20 protein-coding genes are annotated in these 20064 nt (G+C 42.7%); 6 read left to right on the top strand and 14 right to left on the bottom strand.

Going from position 1 to position 20064, the window contains the following annotated elements; genetic code table 11:
• Positions 1-2: 2 nt before the first annotated feature.
• From rfbC to EO130_RS04815, 8 genes are read right to left on the bottom strand one after another with little or no spacing between them, the layout of a single operon-like run.
• On the bottom strand, positions 3-554 hold the full coding sequence (gene rfbC, locus EO130_RS04850; RefSeq protein WP_127140396.1) for a dTDP-4-dehydrorhamnose 3,5-epimerase: 552 nt from the start codon (positions 552-554) through the stop codon (positions 3-5).
• Complete coding sequence (gene rfbA / locus EO130_RS04845; protein ID WP_127140395.1) at positions 551-1420, bottom strand: glucose-1-phosphate thymidylyltransferase RfbA; 870 nt, start codon at positions 1418-1420, stop codon at positions 551-553. The genes rfbC and rfbA overlap by 4 nt, the downstream gene beginning before the upstream one ends.
• Positions 1417-2487: a dTDP-glucose 4,6-dehydratase gene (gene rfbB / locus EO130_RS04840; RefSeq protein WP_127140394.1), complete on the bottom strand. Its 1071-nt coding sequence runs from the start codon at positions 2485-2487 to the stop codon at positions 1417-1419. Before rfbB ends, rfbA begins: the two co-directional genes overlap by 4 nt.
• Before the next feature lie 36 nt (positions 2488-2523).
• Positions 2524-3303, bottom strand: a complete 780-nt coding sequence (rfbD, locus tag EO130_RS04835; RefSeq protein WP_127140393.1) for a dTDP-4-dehydrorhamnose reductase — start codon at positions 3301-3303, stop codon at positions 2524-2526.
• A 42-nt stretch (positions 3304-3345) separates the two neighbouring features.
• Complete coding sequence (locus EO130_RS04830; RefSeq protein WP_127140392.1) at positions 3346-4395, bottom strand: hypothetical protein; 1050 nt, start codon at positions 4393-4395, stop codon at positions 3346-3348.
• A 3-nt stretch (positions 4396-4398) separates the two neighbouring features.
• On the bottom strand, positions 4399-6087 hold the full coding sequence (locus tag EO130_RS04825) for a DUF6909 family protein (RefSeq protein ID WP_127140391.1): 1689 nt from the start codon (positions 6085-6087) through the stop codon (positions 4399-4401).
• Positions 6088-6137: 50 nt separating this feature from the next.
• Entirely contained in the window at positions 6138-7637 is a 1500-nt protein-coding gene (locus EO130_RS04820) for a GH3 auxin-responsive promoter family protein (RefSeq protein ID WP_127140390.1), read from the bottom strand.
• Positions 7637-8506 carry a M23 family metallopeptidase gene (locus EO130_RS04815; protein WP_127140389.1) on the bottom strand — a complete coding sequence of 290 codons (870 nt, stop codon included), beginning with the start codon at positions 8504-8506 and terminating at the stop codon, positions 7637-7639. Before EO130_RS04815 ends, EO130_RS04820 begins: the two co-directional genes overlap by 1 nt.
• Positions 8507-8673: 167 nt before the next feature.
• On the opposite strand from EO130_RS04815, the gene tatA reads away from it, so the two are divergent.
• The 3 genes from tatA to EO130_RS15390 all read left to right on the top strand — a co-directional run bounded on the left by tatA (position 8674) and on the right by EO130_RS15390 (position 11569).
• Complete coding sequence (gene tatA / locus EO130_RS04810; RefSeq protein ID WP_127140388.1) at positions 8674-8871, top strand: twin-arginine translocase TatA/TatE family subunit; 198 nt, start codon at positions 8674-8676, stop codon at positions 8869-8871.
• Positions 8872-9065: 194 nt separating this feature from the next.
• Positions 9066-11147 (top strand): OmpA family protein, encoded by a 2082-nt coding sequence (locus EO130_RS04805; protein ID WP_241244300.1) that lies wholly within the window; start codon positions 9066-9068, stop codon positions 11145-11147.
• Positions 11148-11398: 251 nt separating this feature from the next.
• Entirely contained in the window at positions 11399-11569 is a 171-nt protein-coding gene (locus EO130_RS15390) for a DUF6747 family protein (RefSeq protein WP_164732874.1), read from the top strand.
• A gap of 73 nt (positions 11570-11642) precedes the next feature.
• Here the strand turns inward: EO130_RS15390 and EO130_RS04800 are convergent, their stop codons facing one another.
• The 3 genes from EO130_RS04800 to EO130_RS04790 form a co-directional block, all read right to left on the bottom strand.
• Entirely contained in the window at positions 11643-12644 is a 1002-nt protein-coding gene (locus tag EO130_RS04800) for a DUF4837 family protein (RefSeq protein ID WP_127140387.1), read from the bottom strand.
• Between the two features lie 12 nt (positions 12645-12656).
• On the bottom strand, positions 12657-14255 hold the full coding sequence (locus tag EO130_RS04795) for a lytic transglycosylase domain-containing protein (RefSeq protein ID WP_127140386.1): 1599 nt from the start codon (positions 14253-14255) through the stop codon (positions 12657-12659).
• Positions 14256-14375: 120 nt separating this feature from the next.
• Positions 14376-15566 (bottom strand): phosphoglycerate kinase, encoded by a 1191-nt coding sequence (locus EO130_RS04790; protein WP_127140385.1) that lies wholly within the window; start codon positions 15564-15566, stop codon positions 14376-14378.
• Positions 15567-15745: 179 nt separating this feature from the next.
• Between EO130_RS04790 and EO130_RS04785 the strand changes: the two genes are divergently transcribed.
• The 3 genes from EO130_RS04785 to EO130_RS04775 are packed head-to-tail and all read left to right on the top strand — an operon-like array spanning position 15746 to position 17787.
• Positions 15746-16897, top strand: a complete 1152-nt coding sequence (locus EO130_RS04785) for a DNA polymerase III subunit (RefSeq protein ID WP_127140384.1) — start codon at positions 15746-15748, stop codon at positions 16895-16897.
• A 13-nt stretch (positions 16898-16910) separates the two neighbouring features.
• Positions 16911-17306, top strand: a complete 396-nt coding sequence (locus EO130_RS04780; protein ID WP_127140383.1) for a DoxX family protein — start codon at positions 16911-16913, stop codon at positions 17304-17306.
• A gap of 25 nt (positions 17307-17331) precedes the next feature.
• Positions 17332-17787, top strand: coding sequence for a hypothetical protein (locus EO130_RS04775; protein ID WP_241244299.1), 456 nt, complete (start codon positions 17332-17334; stop codon positions 17785-17787).
• A gap of 109 nt (positions 17788-17896) precedes the next feature.
• Here EO130_RS04775 and EO130_RS04770 read toward each other — a convergent pair whose 3' ends face one another.
• From EO130_RS04770 to EO130_RS04760, 3 genes are all read right to left on the bottom strand, one after another.
• Entirely contained in the window at positions 17897-18403 is a 507-nt protein-coding gene (locus EO130_RS04770) for an OmpH/Skp family outer membrane protein (protein WP_127140382.1), read from the bottom strand.
• A 240-nt stretch (positions 18404-18643) separates the two neighbouring features.
• Entirely contained in the window at positions 18644-19474 is an 831-nt protein-coding gene (locus EO130_RS04765; protein WP_127140381.1) for a class I SAM-dependent methyltransferase, read from the bottom strand.
• On the bottom strand, positions 19452-19997 hold the full coding sequence (locus tag EO130_RS04760; protein ID WP_127140380.1) for a hypothetical protein: 546 nt from the start codon (positions 19995-19997) through the stop codon (positions 19452-19454). Before EO130_RS04760 ends, EO130_RS04765 begins: the two co-directional genes overlap by 23 nt.
• Positions 19998-20064 lie beyond the last annotated feature (67 nt).

Here is a 20064-nt window from a genome sequence, read left to right as displayed (position 1 = left end):
GCTTATCGATTAATATTGTTACTAAAGGTATTTAATGTCTTGTCTTTAGGTGAGGTGGATATTACATCTTCTTTTAAAATCCATTTGACACTTAGCACAGAATCATCATACTTAATGCCCCCTTCAGCCTCTTTGTTATAATAATTATCACATTTATAAAAAACCTCTGCTGACTCGCTCAACGTTAAAAAACCATGAGCAAAACCTCTTGGAACAAAAAGCTGTTTTTTACTTGCAGCATCCAGTTCTATGGAAAAATGCTGAGCAAAGGTAGGAGAATCTTTACGCAAATCCACCACCACATCCTGAATTCTTCCCGAGAGCACCGTAACCAACTTGGCTTGGGCATGTTCCCCTTTTTGAAAATGGAGTCCTCTTAAAACCCCCTTTTTCGAAAAAGATCGGTTGTCCTGCACAAAATGTACCTCTTGGGCTATGGCCTTACAAAATTCTTTATGGTTATAGCTTTCAAAAAAATAGCCGCGTTCATCTTCAAAAACCTGTGGTTCTATCACAAAACATCCTTTTAGCTTTGTTTCTGTTGCCTTAATCATATTTTCCTGTTCAAAACTCCCAATAACCTTTCTCCATATCCACTTTTTATCAGGGGTTTCACCAACTTTTTAAATTGATTTTTGTCAATATATCCCATCTCAAAAGCCGCTGCTTCGATAGAGCCTACGACCAGCCCTTGCCGCTCCTCGATTACTTCGATAAACTGGGAGGCTTGCAAGAGTGCCTGGAAGGTTCCTGTATCCAACCAGGCCGTACCCCTGTCCAAAATACTGACTCTTAGCTTCCCCTTTTCCAAATAGACACGGTTTACATCGGTAATCTCCAATTCTCCCCGGGCACTGGGTTGTATACTTTTGGCAATGGAAACCACATCATTATCGTAAAAATAGATTCCTGGCACCACATAGTTGGATTTGGGTTCTTTGGGTTTTTCCTCTATACTGATGGCCTTGCCCTCTTCATCAAAAGTAACCACTCCATACCGCTCGGGATCATTTACCCGGTATGCATAGATGATGCCACCCTCCGGGTCATTGTTTTTTTGCATCAGATCTGATAGCCCAGACCCATAAAAAATGTTGTCCCCCAAAACAAGGGCTACCTTATCCGTTCCTATAAAGTCTTCTCCAATGATAAAAGCTTCCGCCAACCCATTAGGTGCTTCTTGAACCTCATAAACAAACGAACACCCGTATTGGGTACCGTCGCCCAATAAATCTTTGAATAAAGGTAGGTCTTTGGGAGTGGAAATAATCAATATGTCCCTAATGCCAGCATACATTAAGGTGGACAATGGGTAGTAAATCATCGGCTTATCGTAGATAGGCATCAACTGCTTGCTCACCGACAAAGTCAGTGGATGCAATCTACTTCCCGTTCCCCCTGCCAAGATGATTCCCTTCATGAGTTGTGTTCTTGATATTGTTTTTGGTAATATTCCCGATAATCCCCGGATGTCACATGGTCCAGCCATTGTTGGTTATCAAAATACCAATCTATAGTCTCTTTTAACCCCTCCTCAAAGGTGACGGAGGGCTCCCAACCTAAATTTCGATTGATTTTAGAGGCATCTATGGCATACCTTACATCATGACCTGGGCGGTCTTTGACAAAGGTTATCAATTTGGCCGATGTTCCTTCCTCCCTGTGCAATTTTTCGTCCATCAATCCGCACAACAATCTTGTCAAATGTATATTTTTCCATTCATTAAAACCTCCAACATTGTAGGTTTCCCCTTTTTCTCCTTCATGAAAAATAAGGTCGATGGCCCTAGCGTGATCTTTTACAAATAGCCAATCGCGGGTATAATTTCCATCACCATATACGGGCAGCGCCTTATTCTGGATGATATTGTGGATGAACAAGGGAATCAATTTTTCTGGAAACTGATTGGGCCCGTAATTGTTGGAGCAATTGGAAACAACAAAAGGCAGCCCATAGGTTTCGCCATAGGCCCTAACAAAATGATCAGAACTCGCCTTGGAGGCAGAATAGGGCGAATTTGGATCATAGGCCGTTTCCTCCGTAAAAAAGCCATGTTCTCCCAAACTCCCGAAAACCTCATCGGTGCTAATATGATAAAATAGAAAGTCCTTGTTGTTACGTGCCAACGACAGGGAAGCATTCAATAAATTGACGGTTCCCAAAACGTTTGTGCGTACAAAGGACATGGGGTCGGAAATGGATCGGTCCACATGGGATTCAGCAGCCAAATGAATCACCCCATCAAACTTATATTTGGAAAATAGTTCGTTGATGAACTCGGAATCTGTGATGTCTCCCTTGATAAATTGGTAGTTGGGAGCGTCCTCTACATCTATTAGGTTTTCTAAATTTCCCGCATATGTGAGTGCGTCCAGATTATAAATCGTGTAGTTATTATATCGGGAAACAAATCTTCTCACCACATGGGAACCAATAAATCCCGCCCCTCCTGTGATTAAAATTTTTTTGGGAGTCTGCTTTTCCATACCAGTAGTCCCCTTATCTTTTTGTTAATGGTTAGGTTAACGGAGAACACTATTTTTAGGTCTCTTTGCTAAAGTACGATAATTCGTGTCCAAAACAAGTTTGGTCGTTTTCATCAAACCATTTTCTTCAAGTATCTGCTTTGCAAATTCATACCAAGTCATCGGTTTGCCATCTGCAAAGTGATATGTCCCAAAAGGCTTGTCTCCAAACACAATTTCGTTCAAAATAAATCGAGCCAATGCCTCCGAATTGGTTGGGCGGCCCCTTTGGGCATCTGTGATATGTAGTTCTTCACCCGACTGCGCTTTTTTAAGGATGGTTTTGTAAAAATTATGCCCATGTTTTTTGCTGTATAACCAAGAGGTTCTGAGAATATAATGCTTGTTTGGTAGAATGGCCTTGATATATTCTTCCCCTTTTAGTTTTGATTTGCCATACTCATTAATTGGGTTGGGTATATCTTGTGCCGAGTAAGCTCCCTCCTTTTCTCCGTCAAACACATAATCCGTAGATATCTGGATCAGTGCCACCCCGTGTTCCTTGCAAACTAGAGCAAGGTTTTTTACCCCTTCTGCATTAACCTTGAAGGCCTCCTCAGAATTCTTTTCCGCAACTTCTACATTGGTGAAGGCAGCACAGTTGATACAAAAGTTGTAGTTTCCTTTTCTAAAAGCTTCAGCGATTTGGCCTCTTTGTGTTATATCAAGTTTTTCTGAAGTTTTGAAATCAAAGGAAACTTCTGGGAAATCGAGGGTTAGGTCTTGAAAAGTGAGTCCGAGTTGCCCTTTGGAGCCGGTTACTAAAACGCTAACCATTATCTCTCATTTTATTGGTGACCAAAAAAACACTTTTGGTCCTTACTCTTGATTATACGTTTTAAGGTATCTGTTTAGTTCAAGCAAAGCTAAAACCCCAAGGACCAAAATTAGCAACAATGCTGGGAGTTTAAATTTATAGCTGTTCCAAACTCCCTTTTGCTCCACGCCCCTAGTTGGAAAATCGCTTATTACATTAATAATTGTCGATTTATTGGCCCTTTCCTCGTTCAGTTCTACCAGCTTCTCCTTCAGCACGTCTTTCTCCTGCACCAAAGCAAGTTCACGCCCTTTCGACTCCCCTCCTTCTGCCAAATTAATATTGGTGCCCTGCATAGGCTTGTCTGCCTCCTTTACCAAAACCGTTCTGTAAAGACTTTGCAGTGAATCTATTTCGGCCAACTGGTTTCTATAAATTTCCTCCTGAAGCTTTAGGTTTTCATCATTAATTCGCTGTTGTAACTTGAAATACTGGTTTACAGAAATCGAATTGATAATGGCCGGTTGTGCTTTTTTGGCCACTCTATTATCCGTGCTAATCAATGATATCTGGTGGAACCTAGCATCCATGGAATTGAAGTTCTCCAAATAATTTTCGTAGTCAATTGCTTTAATTGTAGTGGTGTCCAACTCTTTTATGAATTGGTCAAAAAGTTTTATCTTCTGGTTCTCGTCCGAATAGGAATCCGTGAAAATTTCTTTGATACTGGCAGCCTCATGTTCGGTAATATTCAATGCCGTGGCTAGTGCAACTGAATCTTGAGCCTTCGCCAAATCGTTGTAAAAGGCAATATTGTTGTACAATTGTTGGACACTGTTGAAGTTGGGTTCCACAACCATTCGGGAAATATATTTTTCTGGTGTGATTTTATCGAGAATAAAGCCTCCAACACCACCTATAATGAGTGCTGATCCGATTACAATGATGTTCTTTTGCACAAAAAGGAGAAACAACATGATCAAGTGGAAAATACCCTTGAAAATGCTTGAGATGAAATTGAAGAACTTTTGAAAACCCCTTCCTATCATTTGAAACAATTGTCCCAAATCTATTTCATCCGAATTGTTCTGTTGTACCGGTTGGTCTGCCATACCTTATGAATTGAATATTTGTTGTAAAATCTTGTCCGTAATCAAATAGGTGGGTTTTACCCCTGTTGTGCCCAATCCTCCTGAAGCCAATGTGCTCCCTGTCTCCAATGGATTGTCCGAGGCATAGTATGCGTATCTTACCTTAACCTCCTTTTTAATGCTCTTTCGAATTTGGGATGCGGATTGTATTGCCTTTTGGTAATGCACCCCTTCCATCTCCAAACCTATAACATTCCAGGTGGACTCATGGAAAAACTGGAGAATATCCCTATTTTGCAATGATGTTCCCAAAACGGTCACCATGGTTCCTTCGGTTACCTTTAGTCCATGCCCTTCAAAATCCTGTCCTTTCAATTCGTTCTCAAAAGGATAATTATCGGCCGTGCCCTCAAAAATATGCGCCGAGGGAATCATGATATCTCCTTTGCCTCCCTCCAAAATACCCGCTTTTCCCATGATGGAAACCGAATCCACATTTAAAAACGTTTTCTTTTGGCCTTCTTCCATAGGCTTCAAAAGTTCGTCTATGGTCTCATAAGCTTGCTCGCCAAAGGCATAGTCCATCACAAATATAACGGGTTTTTCATCTTCTGAGATAGTATTGGGTAGGGTGTAGCAACAGCTTCCCTTCCCGAACTTGGCCGTGTCAAAAATCTGCACATCGATATTGGCTCCGGATTCATCCTCCAAAAAAAGCATACCATTGTTCAAAGCATGGTTTTTGACCTTTTTGTTGAGAGACTTGTTTTTATCGGAACTTAGTGCCTTGTAGATTTCCAAGGAGTCGTTATCCGGGAATTCATCTGCCAATGCTTTCTTGGCAAACAGGGAATTCATTACACTGTGCATATTGGCACTGATAATATGAAGTGGCCTGTGCAGCAGATTATGGTTTTTCAACGTGGCCTTGATTCTATCTGCCCATTTTTCTCCATGGATATGGTGTCCCAATCGCTCCCGCAACAAGGGGCTGAAGGTAATGGTCCTTTTATTGCCCGTGGTCTCTTCCTCAATGGCCAGTTTACCCAACCAATGGATAACGTTCAAAAAACGGTCGGGGTCTTCTGGGGTCTTTAGTTTGTTTTGTATTTCCACTACCTCATCAAAGGTCCTGCTCAATATATTGGCACAGTGAATCAATGCCACCTCACGTTGTTCGGAAGTCTTTTCTTCAGACAACACAAATTCCGTAAGCTTGTCCCAGTCCCTTATGGTCGAGGTCCCATCGTCTACCAACACCCTTCTACATATTTTTCCGGATTCAATGAATAAAAACGTCAAATGGGTCAGTATATCGTAAATATCACTTCTCCCACGCGTAATCTCCACGTTCATTTGCTCGTCATCAATACGGTAACAGTTCCTTCTTCGTTTGGGAGGAACAATTGGCTTTAAATGTGATTTCGCAAAACCTTCATCGGAGGTAAGATTAATAAACCGACATTCCTCGATGCCTTCGGGAAGTCGTTCCAATACATAAATCAAGCCGTTCAACTCGGCCTTATCGTCTGCAATGGTGCCATAAATTTCCGGCCTAAGCAACAATAAAGCGGTCCGCAAAGCATTACCGGAAACTCCAGAGGGTTTATAGAATCCCCTGTTGAGCAAATGGCGCATGGTGATGTACAACCGTTCGATTGCGTTGGTGGACTCCTGGGCCCTAGTAGTCTGTTTTACTTCTGTTGCCATCATAACTTCTGGCAAAAATAAGTGAATTCCTATGAAAGATAAGCCCTTATAACTTAACTAATTTTAAATGGATGAAGCCCATCGGCCACTTTTCGGTCGTTGGCCAGGCGTTGTACCTTATTCTGACCGCCGAGCTTGCCTATGGATTTCATATAATCTTGAAATCCGTTGGTTCTGATGCTACTTATTTTCAACGGTTGAAGAATATTGCCTTCAATCAGGTCAAAATAATAGCTGTTCTGCTGTTTCATGCTTTCTTCCATAAGGGCAGCAAACTTTTCAGGGTCCGAAGGCTCTCGTTCAAATTCGATAAACCATTCGTGATAGGGCAGCTCTCCATCTTTGGGGTCGGCCTGGGGAGCGACCGTAAATTCGTTCACCAAGGCATCGGTCTGTTCCACGGCCAACCGAAGCGCCTCCTCCACTTCCTTGGCAATCACATGCTCCCCAAAAGCAGAAATAAAGTGTTTGATGCGACCTGAAACAACAATCTTGTAGGGGTTCTTTGAAATAAACCGAACGGTATCTCCCAAATTGTAGGCCCACAGCCCAGCATTGGTAGAAATCACCATAGCGTAGTCCACATCCAACTCTACGTCGGCAATAGTCAATCTTTTGGGTTCATCATCAAAAAATTCGTCAGCTCTTACGAACTCATAAAAAATACCGGCGTCGAGCAGCAAGAGCATCCCCTTTTCTTTTTGGGAATTTTGATAGGCAAAAAACCCTTCGCTTGCGGGGAAAAGCTCAATACTGTCCACCTTTCTGCCTATCAAATTTTCAAATTTGGCACGATACGGCTCGTAATTCACTCCGCCATAAATGAATAGCTGAAATTCCTTAAAAAGTTCCCCTACCTTTTTTCCGGACTTGGCATTCAGTTTTTCAAAATACATCTGCACCCAGGAAGGTATTCCTGCAATCACGGTCATATTTTCATTCTCCGTCTCCTCTACGATTTTGTCCACTTTGGCCTCCCAATCTTCGATGCAATTGGTTTCCCAGCTGGGCAATCGGTTCTTTTGAAGATAATTGGGCACATAATGGGCAGAGATTCCTGAAAGTCTACCGAGCTTGATTCCGTTTTTTTCCTCCAACTCCGGACTTCCTTGCAAAAAGATCATTCTGCCATCCACAAAGTCAGCCTTCCCCGTTTCGTGGATGTAACTTAAAATGGCATTCCTGGAGGCTTCAACTTGATTTTTGATGGAAGGTTTGGTGATGGGAATATATTTGGCCCCAGAAGTAGTACCTGAAGTTTTGGCAAAATAAATGGGTTTCCCAGGCCAAAGCACATCGGTCTTGCCTTCTATGATCTGTTGAACGTAGCCCTTTAGTTCTTCATAGTCCCGAATGGGCACACGTTCTGCGAAATCTTGGTGCGATGTAATGGTTTCGAACCGATGATCTTTTCCAAAAAGGGTTCTTTTTCCTTTTGCTATCAATTCGTTAAAGACTTTCTGCTGGGTGTGAACCGGACGGTTTACCCATTTGTTCGTCTTTTTCGCTATCCGATTGGCAAATATTTTGGCCGCAAATGCTTTTAGGGACATTAGTTAAATTCAATATAGTTCTGTGGATCTACCGGTTTGCCCTTTCTCCAAAGTTCAAAGTGCAAGTGAGGCCCAGTGGTAAGTTCTCCTGTATTTCCAATGGATGCTATCACCTCTCCCGCTTTTACCATATCTCCTTGTGACTTGCTTAAGGAGCCATTGTGTTTGTAAACCGAGGTTATTCCTTCTTGGTGCTCGATAATTATGACATATCCCGTTTCGATGGTCCATTCTGCAAATAATACCGTTCCATCAGCAATTGCCTTGACGGGGGTATCCCGCGGAGCCACTAAATCCACTGCATAATGCTTGGTCTTTTGATCAAATCCTTGGGATAAAGTTCCATTAACCGGCGAGAAAAAAAGGGTGCCCAAATTTTCAATATCCCGTTCAAAAAGATTGTACTTGTCCTCCAGTTCCACTTCTTCCCTCAAGAGCAGATCTTCACGAATAGGAGTAAGGTCCACTGAGGCTGGGTCCAGTTTATACTGTTCAAAAAGAGAGTCGCGGTTGGTTTGATTGTTCTCGATATCACCTCGCAACACCTTTCGCACATTGTCTAGATACCTATTGGTATAATTAAGTACTGTAACCAGGGAATCGGTCTTGTAGGTAAGCTCCGTGGCTTGTCGCTTCAATTTGGTGGACGAATATCCAGGAATGTATTCTCTTAATGGGGTAAAGGCAATAATCAAAGTGGTAACACCTATCAGCACAATAATGAACAGGGTTCCAGTAACAAAAACGTTCAACCGGTTCAGCTTAAAGGATATTTTCTCCTCAAAGGTGCTTTCATTCAAGATTACCAAGCGATACTTGTGCAATAGCTTGCGCTTGATTTCCTTTCTTTTCTTTTTGTCCTTTGCCATAATCAACAAAGATAGTCTTACAATTTAATTTGGATGTTAACCTTTTTAAAAAGCTAAGGGGCCCAAGTTCCTAAAAATCGTTCCCAAATGCTAATTTTCGTTAATCGGCCACACTCTTCCACTTCTTTTTAGTACTTTTACATTTCTAAATTAAAGGTTTTGTAGATATGATTGCTCAAACAATATTTCTTGGTATGTTAGGTCCATGGCAGATTGTATTGATCGTTGCCGTGGTGGTTTTGCTTTTTGGAGGCAGAAAGATTCCAGAATTGATGAAGGGCCTTGGAAGCGGAATTAAGGAGTTTAAGAACGCTACCAAAGAAGACGACAAATTGGAAGGCGAAACCAAAGAATCAAAGTCCTAAGGTTTACCCGCTTTTAGGCTTGGACCTGTTGTTTTTAATTGGTTCATCGACCAACAACAACATTTTTTAAGCGTTCAATGTCGCAAATTTAACCTTTCACAACAAAAACTTAATACCCCACTTACCATATCCTATTTTAGCGGTTCAACTAAACTGTTAAGCCCTCAAAATGCTTAACCTCCAAATGGGCGTTGATGTTCATTTGTGCAGACGGAGTGGTAATGAGAAAACTGATCTTGCTATTTTTCTTTCTATGCTCTTTTGGGATATTTGCCCAGGAGCTTGCTATGTCGGTAAACGATGTTGATCCCCCATTATACCAGAGCATCGAAAGTGATTCCACTACAGACAATCCAAACTTCGTAAAACATCTTGATGGCTTAAGCGATAAAAACCTGGCCAAATATCTACACGAAGGCGGTGTTGCCGAAAAACTCATTGAAAAAGCAAACGAGTACTACGATAAGATGTGGTATGCCGAATCGGCGCGGATTTATGACATGGTCCTCGAAAAGACTGCCACAAAACATACTTCCGCCTTACTATCAAAGGCCGGTGACTCTCACTATTTTACTGGAAACCTCGAGAAGGCCTATAAATGGTACAACGAACTTTATCAATTGTTTGCCGATGATGTGTCCGAAGAAACTGTTTTCAAGTACACCCAAACGTTAAAGGGAACTGGTAAATACCGAAGGGCGGCAGCAATCACCAAGATTTTGCGCCAAAAAAGGGATGAGCCCCTGAAGGAGCTGGAAAAGATAAGCGATTCCAGCTGGGAGGCTGCATACACAGTGAAAATCAAAAACTTGGGAATCAATTCCCCGTATTCGGATTTTTCGCCAATGTTCCATGGAAACGGTATTGTTTACTCATCCGCAAAGGACTCTTCCATATTTACCACCCGTCGCTACCGATGGACCAATCAACCCTTTTTGGATATTTACACAGCCCAAAAGAAGAATGATGAGGGAGACCTGGCCACTCCTAAAAAATTCTCCAAAAACATCAATACAAAATACCATGAGGCTTCTATGGCCTTTTCTCCTGATCAGAAAACGATCTACTTTACCAGAAACAACTACGGAAAAAGGTTGAAGCGGGGTAAAAATGGCATTAATCACCTAAAAATATATCGTTCCAGATTAGTGAACGGCGAATGGACAAGAGCAGAAGAACTGCCCTTTAACAGTGAAGACTATTCCACTGGGCATCCCACCGTTAGTCCGGATGGGAAAAAAATGTACTTTGTTTCCGATAGGCCCGGAGGTTTTGGCGAAACGGATATTTATGTAGTGGACATCTATCCCGATGGCGGCTTCTCCGAGCCCAAAAACTTGGGCAGGACCATCAACACCGCAGCAAAGGAAATGTTTCCTTATATCGCAGAAAACACCCTTTATTTTTCTTCCAACAGGCCCATGGGCTTTGGAGGCTTGGACATATACAAGTCTGAGGGAGTCAATGATATCTTTGGTGTGGGGGTCAACTTGGGCAAACCCATCAACAGTAGCAGGGATGATTTCTCTTATATTATTGATGCTGCAGGCGAACAAGGATATTTTGCTTCCAACCGAAAAGGAGGGAAGGGTGACGACGATATTTATTCTTTTATCCTTGAAACCAACCTCAACGCAATTATGGGCTCCGTGCAGCATTCGGAAACCATGGAGGTGTTGAAGCAAACCAACATCTCATTACTAAGTTCCACGGGGAAATTATTGAATGAAACGGTATCCGATACAGCTGGCAATTATGTGTTCAAAAATCTGACGTCCGCCACAGACTATATGATCGTAGCCCGCAAAGATGGGTTTATCAATGATAGTATACAGGTGGCCACCAAAGAAAACACAGGTGTATCTGTTTCGCAATATTTACGGGAGCGCCAAAAGGAGGAACAAAAGCCCATCGCTGCCATTTTTGAGCCGAACGATGTGTACTTCGACTTCGACAGCTCGCAAATTACCCCCGGTTCAGCAAAAGAATTGGACAAATTGGTTGCTGTACTAAAAGAAAACAAGAAACTAACCTTAAAGATAGCTTCCCATACCGACGCTACTGGACCTGCGTCATATAATAAGCTTTTGTCCGAGAGACGTGCGAAATCCACCAAAAATTACATTGTTTCCAAAGGAATAGCTCCTTCCAGAATTTTGAGTGCCGTAGGTTACGGGGAAGATAGGTTAATAAATCACTGTTCCGATGGAATGCCCTGTGATCCGGCTGAACACCGTTTGAACAGAAGGTCGGAATTCATCTTGTTTTCCGAGTAATTCCCTTTCCTAACCCTTTTTGGGGTGCCTTTTACCATCAATTTCTCAACCAAATGTGTCGTTTATCGACCATCTTTGCCGTCCATCGATAGGCTGCAATATGCAGTTTATCGATCATACCTATTCCTTTGAGGATTAATGGATTGAAGCTAATGCTTTCAACGTCCAAATTTGCCTTTTGTCCTTTAGTTTTTCTTTCTTTCCTTCAAAAACTAAACTTTGACCCAGCTTACATCTTAAAAAACATACTTATGAAAAAATTACTACTCGTCAAAGAAATATACATTGAAGGGTTCCGAAACTTGGGACACTTTTTGGTAGAGAAGTACTTCAAAATATTCGCTTGGTTTAGCTTTGTGATGTTTTTTGTTGTGCTTTATGCCTTCGTATATCGAATTGCTACAGGCTTTGCTTTTGACTAAATAAAAATCATTATATCAAAAAAGCCCCGAACTATTTGTTCGGGGCTTTTTGTTTTCCGTTTTCCGAATTTCACTAATCGGATGTGTCCTTTGTTGGAAGAAACTCAATGGTCTTTAGAATGGCTTCCAGTTCGAACATATAGTCCCTTTTCGCTTCGGATGGCGCAAAAGTGAAACCTTCGATGACCATTTTTCTGTCATTTTCCCTGTCATTGATGATGTAGGTCAAAAATGGCCCCGCCATGGGATAACCACTTATTTCCCAAACCCCTTTCACCTCGGCAGCCTTTTTGCCCCCGATTTCCGCAGGAAACACATAAGGGGAAAAGGCCTTTTCGGTAATCATAAAGGTGTTTTCATACGGGCCTGGAATATATTTTTCGCCAATGGAATCCCTCATCCGAACGATATCGTCAACAAAAGTGGAATCGTTGCTAAAGTAATCCCATGGCATCTCATACGCGATAACGTTCATAGTGCCTTTCGGAATCTGAATGTCCATCCAAACAAAATTATCTTCTCTCCTGCCCACCTTGTAGAGTGATGGGACATCAAGTTTTATACCGAATTCCTCTTCCAAGGCCTTGTCCTTGCTCAGGGAACGTTTAAATCGACTTTGGGCCTCGGCTATTTCGTTGGCCTTGAACTCTCTTATTGCCCTATCGGCCAAAGAATCCAAATTTCTGATCATCACCTCTTCCGTTGGCCCTGTGACCACCGCTACCTTTTGGGGTTTTGCATAGGCATCGTCCTTGATATGTGCCAAAGAGGTGGAATCTTGCTCCACGTACAAAATGGACCGGGCATGAGTGGTTGTCCCTTTAAAGACTTTTGGGGGTACTTGGGTAAGGGTAAACAATGGCTCTATTTGGGGCAGACCTATAATCTGGGCCGCAAATTCGTCCCGTATCTTTTCCCCAACCGGCCCTCTCCAGAGCTCGGTATCCATAATGACCATCAGTGAGTTGATTCCCCCAGTGGAGGGCGGTAAAAATTTTTCCTTTTTACCTGAGTCTCCACAGGCCGATAATGCCAACATTATGATGGCAAACAGTAGTGTTCCTAATTTTTTCATATGGTGTTAAATTTACGAAGAACAATCACACAATTTAAGTTTTGTGCCCGGTTTTAGGTTATTACCACTAATACCGTTCCATTCTCGTAAATTTTCGATGGTAACTCCTGGGTATTTTTTGGAAATCGTCCAAAGTGAGTCGCCAGACTGTACAGTATGGACCTTTGCTCCGTTTGCAGCGGTACTTGAAGACGTGGAGGTACTGCTCTTAACACTTGTTTCCGCCACATAAGGTTTTCTTGGGAAGATGGTCAGGCGTTGTCCCACTCTCAAATTGTTGCTCCGTAGTCCGTTCCATCGCTTGATCTGGCTGACCCCAACTCCGTAGCGTTCTGCAATTTTACCCAAATAATCGCCGCTCTTCACCCGATATCTGATTTGATCCTGCGCCGTAACCATGCTGGGCAGCGGTTTTTCCAACGAATCCAATTCCTTTTTTACATAGGCGTATATTTGCTCCTCGTTGGACACGAACTTACCGATTTTGGAGGTTGGCAATCGCAATGCGTAATTCTTGCCCTCGACTTTGGGTATGATGTTGAGCTTATATGCAGGGTTGAGCATTTCCAGTTCCTCAGTGCTGATATCTACCAATTTGGATATTTGATCAAAAGTGATCAGGTTTTTGACATGGATCGTGTCCGTTTCAAAATAAGGGCGTTCCGCCTTTTTGTATTGGAGGCCATGCTCTTCAGCATACTCAAAAATGTACATGGTCGCTAAAAAAGCCGGGAGATATCCTGCTGTTTCGCGTGGAAGAAATGGTCTAATGTTCCAGTAATTCTCATAACCACCAGAACGTCGGATAGCCTTGTTTACATTTCCTGGCCCTGAGTTATAGGCTGCCAACGCCAAATCCCAATCTCCAAAAATATCATATAACCTGCTTAAATATTTGCTTGCCGCTTTTGTGGCCATAATGGGGTCATGTCTTTCATCAACATAACTGCTCACATCCAGGCCGTACATTTTTCCCGTGCTGTACATAAACTGCCACAAACCCTTTGCGCCCACTCTGGACATGGCTTTTGGGTTTAGGGCGGATTCGACAATCGCCAAATATTTGATTTCGAGCGGAATGTTCTGATTATCCAGTTCCTGCTCGAACAGCGGAAAGTAGAATTGGCTGGCTGTCATCATCCGCTGCATCAAATCCCGTCTACGGGTCAAGAACGATTTGATGACGCTTTCCAAAGATGAGTTGTAGGTAATATTAAAAGGTGTCTTTTCGTTCATTCGGGCCAATCTGGCCTTAAGGGTGTCGGTTGGTAGGTCCACTACAACTATGGAATCTTGCCCCGGCCCGTTTTGAACTTCCAAAAGCATATCGCTAAAGAGCTCCGCATTGTTGTGGAGTTCGTTCAGCCATAGGCTGTCGTATCGCCAGGCCTCTTCCAAATCACGCAACTTAAATTTGCCGTCCTCATGGGTCTCCAGTGCCATCAGCTGTCCATCAATCTTGATGTTGGACACAGCGATAATGCCTTGTTCCTCTTCCTGCGACACTATGGAATCCTTCTCCTTTTGGTTTGTGCCATCCTGCTGCGCGCTCAAATAAGGAGCTACGGACAGTACAGCCGCAAACACAGCTATTTTCAATCTTTGGTTCATTTGGAAACGGTTTGATTTTTTGGGGTTAACTAAATTGGCTTTTTTTTCTGACATACTAAAGCATGGAGCCAAAATTTGCCGTCTTTTAACGTTTTCCCCTTCTAACTCACAACGTGGAACTTAGCCCAATATTGCAGCAATGCCCGGAAGGGTTTTTCCTTCCAAACTTTCCAACATGGCTCCACCTCCTGTGGACACATAGCTTACTTTATCCTCAAAGCCAAATTGCTTCACAGCGGCCACGGAGTCTCCTCCACCTACAAGGGAAAATGCTCCCCCTTTGGTGGCTTCATCAATGTAATTCCCCAGTGCGATAGTTCCTTTGGCAAAATTTTCCATTTCAAAAACACCAACGGGTCCGTTCCACAAAATGGTCTTGGAAGCCAAAATGACTTGTTTAAAAATTTCCAAGGTTTTCGGTCCGGCGTCCAGCCCTTGCCATCCGTCGGGAATCTTGTCCACGTCAACAAACTGGGTCTCGGCATTGTTGTCAAAATCGTTGGCAGCCAATACGTCCACCGGCAGGTACACTTTTACATTTTTGGCTTCGGCCTTTTTTAGAATGTCCAGGGCCAACTCCATTTTGTCATCCTCACAGATGGAATCGCCGACTTTTCCTCCTTTGGCCTTCACGAAGGTGTAGGTCATACCGCCGCCGATAATAAGATTGTCCACCTTGTCCAATATATTCTCGATAATCGTGATCTTGGAAGATACTTTTGCGCCGCCCAAAATAGCGGTCACCGGCTTCTCCCCAGTTTCCATAACCTTATCAATGGCTTTGATTTCCTTGGCCAACAGGTAGCCAAAACATTTGTTTTCTGGGAAAAACTTGGCAACTATGGTGGTAGAGGCATGTGCCCTGTGTGCTGTTCCAAAGGCATCATTCACGTAAATGTCACCGTGTTTGGACAGTGCTTCTGCGAAGGATTCATCGCCAGCCTCTTCTTCTGCATGAAAACGGAGGTTTTCCAATAAAAGCACCTCTCCGCTCTGTAAACCGGCCACTGCCTCATCTGCCTTTGCCCCAACGGAATCTTCGGCAAATTTTACCTGCACCCCAATTATGTCCGACACTTTATCCACAATATGGGACAGGGACATATCTGGGTTCGCCTTACCTTTTGGTCTGCCCAAATGGCTCATCAGAACGGCGGAACCACCATCTTCCAGTACTTTCAGAATGGTCGGTTTTGCCGCATCGATACGGCTAGTATCGGTCACGTTGAATTCCCCATCAAGAGGAACATTGAAATCTACCCTTATCAATGCCTTTTTGCCCTCGAAATTAAAATCGTCTATCGTTTTCATGTGTGTGTTCTTTTTTGAGAATTTCAAATGTAAAGATTTCTTGCTTTTTCGGCAGTCGCATGGCCTCAATATTTAAAAGTTTATAGGTTTTTAACCTTTTCGGTTACATCTGTTAACGCTAGAAGTCTTCCGATGGTTCCCTTTGAAAACTTCAGCGGTTAAAAATGTATCTTTGATACATGCTTTTCAAAAATGTTTTAGGACTCGAACACATCAAAAACCATTTGGTGACCACGGCAGAAACCGGAAGAGTGGCCCATGCCCAATTGTTTGTGGGCCCGGAAGGCTCTGGAGTGTTGCCCATGGCCATTGCCTATGCGCAATACTTGCTCTGCGGCAATACCGGCGGTGAAAATGAAGGGCCGAACAGTGTTTGCAATACCAAATGCAATTCGCTCACCCATCCCGATCTTCACTTTGCCTTTCCCGTTTCCAATTCGGACAAGATAAAGTCTCATGCGGTAAGTGACCATTATTTGGAAGAATGGCGCCAATTTGTAAAGGAACAGCCTTACGGTAATTTGTTCGATTGGTACCGCCTCATCGGCATTGAAAAAAAGCAGGGCCAAATTGGGGTGGACGAGGCCCAGGATATGGTCAAAAAGTTGTCCTTGAAGTCGTATGAGGGCGGGTACAAGGTGCTGATTGTTTGGATGGCCGAAAAGATGAACGTTTCGGCAGCCAACAAGCTTTTAAAGTTAATCGAAGAGCCTCCCAACAAAACCGTATTGCTCCTGTTGGCTGAAGATGAGGAACAGATCATCAATACCATCCGGTCCCGCTGCCAAATCCTGAACTTCCCACCTTTGGCGGAACAAGTAATTACCGACGAACTTTTGGCGAGGGGCATTGCACAAACGGAGGCGCTTACCATTGCTCTAGAGGCCAATGGCAATTTTAACAAGGCCTTGGATCTCCTCAACAAGGATTCGGAGGACTTGGTGTTTGAACGATGGTTTGTACAATGGGTTCGGAGCGCTTTTAAGGCGAAAGGTAACAAAGGGGCCATTCAAGAACTTATTTTATGGAGCGATGAAGTATCCAAAACTGGGCGCGAAGTCCAGAAAAAGTTCCTTGGCTACTGCCTTACCATGATGCGGCAGGCCCTTCATCTCAATTACAAAGCCAAAGAATTGGTCTACACCAAAGTACATATGGAGGGGTTTGACTTGAACAAATTTGCCCCTTTTGTGCATGAAAACAATATTTTGGATATTGTAAAGGAATTGGAGGAGGCCATTTTTCACGTGGAACGCAACGGCAACTCCAAGCTCATTTTCACGGACTTGTCCATTAAACTTACCCGGCTATTGCACGCAAAGGCCGCTTAAAACCAAACAAAGCATGAACCATTTATTTTCAAATATTACGGAAATCTTACTGCTGGCATTTTTGACCATTGTTTTTTTGCAGAGCGGCATTGATAAATTACTCAATTGGAAAGGCAACCTAAGCTGGCTGACAGGGCATTTTTCAAAATCGCTTTTTAAGGGTTCCGTGCCTGTGCTTCTTGCCATTATTTTGGTCATGGAGATGCTTTCTGGCATTCTCTGCGGAGTCGGTATTTTTCAAGCTGCCATTGATGGTGAAAGCATCATTGGCTTTTATGGGGCCATCCTCTCTGCGGTAACTTTATTGATGCTGTTGCTAGGGCAGCGCGTTGCCATGGATTATGAAGGAGCAAAGACCATAGTGGTATATCTGATACCCACTGTCTTTTTGGTGTATTTGATGCAATGACAATTTTCATTAAACCTTACCGGCCATGATTGTTGAGCCTATACAAAGAATAGAGTTGCCTGAAAAAACGCAACCTTATTACGACCAATTTCAGAAACTGATCCTGGAAATCCGCAAAAGGGAATTGCCGATGGACCTTACCACAGTCATCAACAATAAAATTGATGCGCTGAACCAACTCTCAGATGCCAACAAATCCCTTAAAACAGAAATTCAAAAAACACAGTCCAAGATTATCGGACTACTGGCACAAAAACTGAAGATTGTGCCCATCAATTACTATCGGAAAACGTGGTTTGTGTTAGGAATGACAGTTTTCGGATTGCCCATTGGGGCGGCCATGGGGCTCAGCCTTGGCAATATGGGGTATATAGGAATCGGGCTTCCCGTGGGCATGTTCATCGGTCTGGCGGTGGGCACCCAAATGGATAAAAAAGCCATGGAGGAAGGAAGACAGTTGGACATCGAAATCAAAGCATAACTATATCATGGAATAGCTCTTCCCTTGTTTACAAAACTTTTAACCGATGTTTCAAATAAAAAAAGACCTGCAAAATAAGCAGGTCTCTTTTATTCGAATAGGTACAGTACTAATTTTCGTACTTGTCGTTCAAAATTTTCAATATCTCTTCGGTTACATCCTGGGCATCGTCGCCGTAGATAACGGAACCGCCTTCACCGCCACCAAGTATGTAGGTATAGCCGTTGGCTTTTCCATAAGCCCGAATCTCCTTTTTTACCTTTTTCACCAAGCTGTCCATTTGGGTTTGGCTATTCTGCTGCAATTGTTGTTCCTCTTGTTGAAGACGCTGCCCTATTTGTTGGCCGCGTTGCTGCAATTGGGAATACTCTTCTTGCGCACTTTGCTGTGACATGCTCTGTGCTTTGCTCTGGAACTGTTGCAGTTCCATTTGAAACGCTTGGGAAATACTATCCCTTTTTCTGCCCATGGCATCGGCCTTGGTCTTAAATCTGGCCTCGACATCAACCCTTTCTTGATAGTCATCCATGATTTTTACACTGTCCACATAGCCGATTTTGTTTTGCTGACATGCCATGGCTGTCACGGCAATCGCAAGCACTACTAATTTTTTCATTATTTACTTTTTATCAATGCGCAAAAATAGGAAAGCTTTCGGAAAGGCCATCATTAACTTTGTGTGATGTTATCCAGAGGAAAAAAGTGGTATAAGAAAACTCAATGGCATTCGGGTATGTTTATCGCTTTCGTCTATCAAAAACAGCCTCTACATTTGGCTTCTTTTGCGCGTTATTTTTGTCATAATGCAATTCCTTGTTCCGCTATTTATTCTCCAGTCACAGGGCTTTAAAATGGCTCATTCCGCTTTTTTCAGTATGTAGATCAAGGAAGAGTGCTCTTTGGTGAAAACAGCTTTAACATTGGACCATAAGCCTACAAAAAAAGCAAAGGGCCAGTAGAATTTGTTGCCTTTATATTTTTCAGAAAGAAGTGAAACATAAAACGCATCGAACCACATGGGCTTAATCTTAACGACTTCCATTCCGTGAGGGGCAAAAAGTTTTGAGATGGCTGTTTTGGAAAAGTGCCAAAGGTGTCTGGGCACATCATATGCCGCCCAGTGTGATTTGTAATGACGGGCATCCCATGATTTGAAATTGGGCACCGCGATGACCAAAACCCCATCATCATCCAAAAGTTGAACCAAACTCGAAATCTGTCCTTGCAAATTCGGCAAGTGCTCCAAAACGTGCCAAAGGGTAATTGCTTGAAATCGTTCACTAGATAGTTTGTCCAAATCTGGCAACAGTTTCAACCCTTTAGCCTCTGCTAGTCTCCTGGCCTTTTCATTAGGTTCAACCCCTACCACTTGAAAACCATACTTCTGGGCGGTAATCAAGAAATCACCTGTCCCAGCTCCTAAATCCAGAAGAGTTCTTGTGTTAACCAATTGATTTTCAATTATTTGAATCTTATTTTTAAGGGTTTTTGCCTTAATCAGTTGATATAGCTTGTCCGTAAAGGAGCTTTTCGAGTCCGTGTGAGAAATATAGTCCTCACTATCGTAGTACTTTGCTAGTTCTTCCGGTTGTGGTCGCGTTACGAGCATGTCTAACTCTTCGTCCCAATGCAATTCAAAATGTTCTCCAGAAACAGAAAAATCCTTAGTTTTTAAAAACAATTTCATTGTAATTATCGGTGGCCAAATATTCTTTCTTCAAATCCCGAAGATAGGACAAAACCAATTGCTGTGAAACGGATGCTTCAGACAAACAATCTTTTTCAGTATCGTTGAATACTTCAATGACGATATACCAATTACCTTTTCTTGAGGTGTGGGCATCTTCAAGAACCGGCTCCATATCGGTGGCCTTTGCCAAGGCAACATCCAACATCAATGGAATAAGGTTAATAGTCTTGGTTGGAATTTCTACTTCGTAAAAAGAAAAATAATATGTTTTGTCCTCAATCAAAAATGGAACCTGAACATCCACATAGTAATCATTTAATTGAAACTTCGTGTTGATGTAGTTATAAAATTCGTCAGCGTCCTTTGGGTCTTCAAAGACAAAAACATTCTTTTTGGGGAGTCCCTTTTTGAACCGCTTGCCCTTTGTGACTTTGTAATCCTTTATGGTTGGCGCAATGCGTAAAGGAATACAAGATTGCACTAGCAACACACATAAAAGGCTTAGGATTATTCGTTTCATCTGGCTTGGTGTTTGATTTGTCAAATCAAAAATCGAGCCATTAGAGTTTAATTAAAGCCTTAAACCT

The sequence above is a fragment of the Flagellimonas marinaquae genome, assembly GCF_003992675.1.
In the GTDB taxonomy this organism is placed as follows: Bacteria; Bacteroidota; Bacteroidia; order Flavobacteriales; family Flavobacteriaceae; genus Flagellimonas; species Flagellimonas marinaquae.
This window is presented reverse-complemented; position numbering and strand designations above follow the sequence as displayed.

Excerpts from the sequence above, each read along its gene's own strand:
- rfbC (WP_127140396.1), bottom strand. The coding sequence starts at position 554 with ATGATTAAGGCAACAGAAACAAAGCTAAAAGGATGTTTTGTGATAGAA.
- rfbA (WP_127140395.1), bottom strand. The coding sequence starts at position 1,420 with ATGAAGGGAATCATCTTGGCAGGGGGAACGGGAAGTAGATTGCATCCA.
- rfbB (WP_127140394.1), bottom strand. The coding sequence starts at position 2,487 with ATGGAAAAGCAGACTCCCAAAAAAATTTTAATCACAGGAGGGGCGGGA.
- rfbD (WP_127140393.1), bottom strand. The coding sequence starts at position 3,303 with ATGGTTAGCGTTTTAGTAACCGGCTCCAAAGGGCAACTCGGACTCACT.
- EO130_RS04830 (WP_127140392.1), bottom strand. The coding sequence starts at position 4,395 with ATGGCAGACCAACCGGTACAACAGAACAATTCGGATGAAATAGATTTG.
- EO130_RS04825 (WP_127140391.1), bottom strand. The coding sequence starts at position 6,087 with ATGATGGCAACAGAAGTAAAACAGACTACTAGGGCCCAGGAGTCCACC.
- EO130_RS04820 (WP_127140390.1), bottom strand. The coding sequence starts at position 7,637 with ATGTCCCTAAAAGCATTTGCGGCCAAAATATTTGCCAATCGGATAGCG.
- EO130_RS04815 (WP_127140389.1), bottom strand. The coding sequence starts at position 8,506 with ATGGCAAAGGACAAAAAGAAAAGAAAGGAAATCAAGCGCAAGCTATTG.
- tatA (WP_127140388.1), top strand. The coding sequence starts at position 8,674 with ATGATTGCTCAAACAATATTTCTTGGTATGTTAGGTCCATGGCAGATT.
- EO130_RS04805 (WP_241244300.1), top strand. The coding sequence starts at position 9,066 with ATGTTCATTTGTGCAGACGGAGTGGTAATGAGAAAACTGATCTTGCTA.
- EO130_RS15390 (WP_164732874.1), top strand. The coding sequence starts at position 11,399 with ATGAAAAAATTACTACTCGTCAAAGAAATATACATTGAAGGGTTCCGA.
- EO130_RS04800 (WP_127140387.1), bottom strand. The coding sequence starts at position 12,644 with ATGAAAAAATTAGGAACACTACTGTTTGCCATCATAATGTTGGCATTA.
- EO130_RS04795 (WP_127140386.1), bottom strand. The coding sequence starts at position 14,255 with ATGAACCAAAGATTGAAAATAGCTGTGTTTGCGGCTGTACTGTCCGTA.
- EO130_RS04790 (WP_127140385.1), bottom strand. The coding sequence starts at position 15,566 with ATGAAAACGATAGACGATTTTAATTTCGAGGGCAAAAAGGCATTGATA.
- EO130_RS04785 (WP_127140384.1), top strand. The coding sequence starts at position 15,746 with ATGCTTTTCAAAAATGTTTTAGGACTCGAACACATCAAAAACCATTTG.
- EO130_RS04780 (WP_127140383.1), top strand. The coding sequence starts at position 16,911 with ATGAACCATTTATTTTCAAATATTACGGAAATCTTACTGCTGGCATTT.
- EO130_RS04775 (WP_241244299.1), top strand. The coding sequence starts at position 17,332 with ATGATTGTTGAGCCTATACAAAGAATAGAGTTGCCTGAAAAAACGCAA.
- EO130_RS04770 (WP_127140382.1), bottom strand. The coding sequence starts at position 18,403 with ATGAAAAAATTAGTAGTGCTTGCGATTGCCGTGACAGCCATGGCATGT.
- EO130_RS04765 (WP_127140381.1), bottom strand. The coding sequence starts at position 19,474 with ATGAAATTGTTTTTAAAAACTAAGGATTTTTCTGTTTCTGGAGAACAT.
- EO130_RS04760 (WP_127140380.1), bottom strand. The coding sequence starts at position 19,997 with ATGAAACGAATAATCCTAAGCCTTTTATGTGTGTTGCTAGTGCAATCT.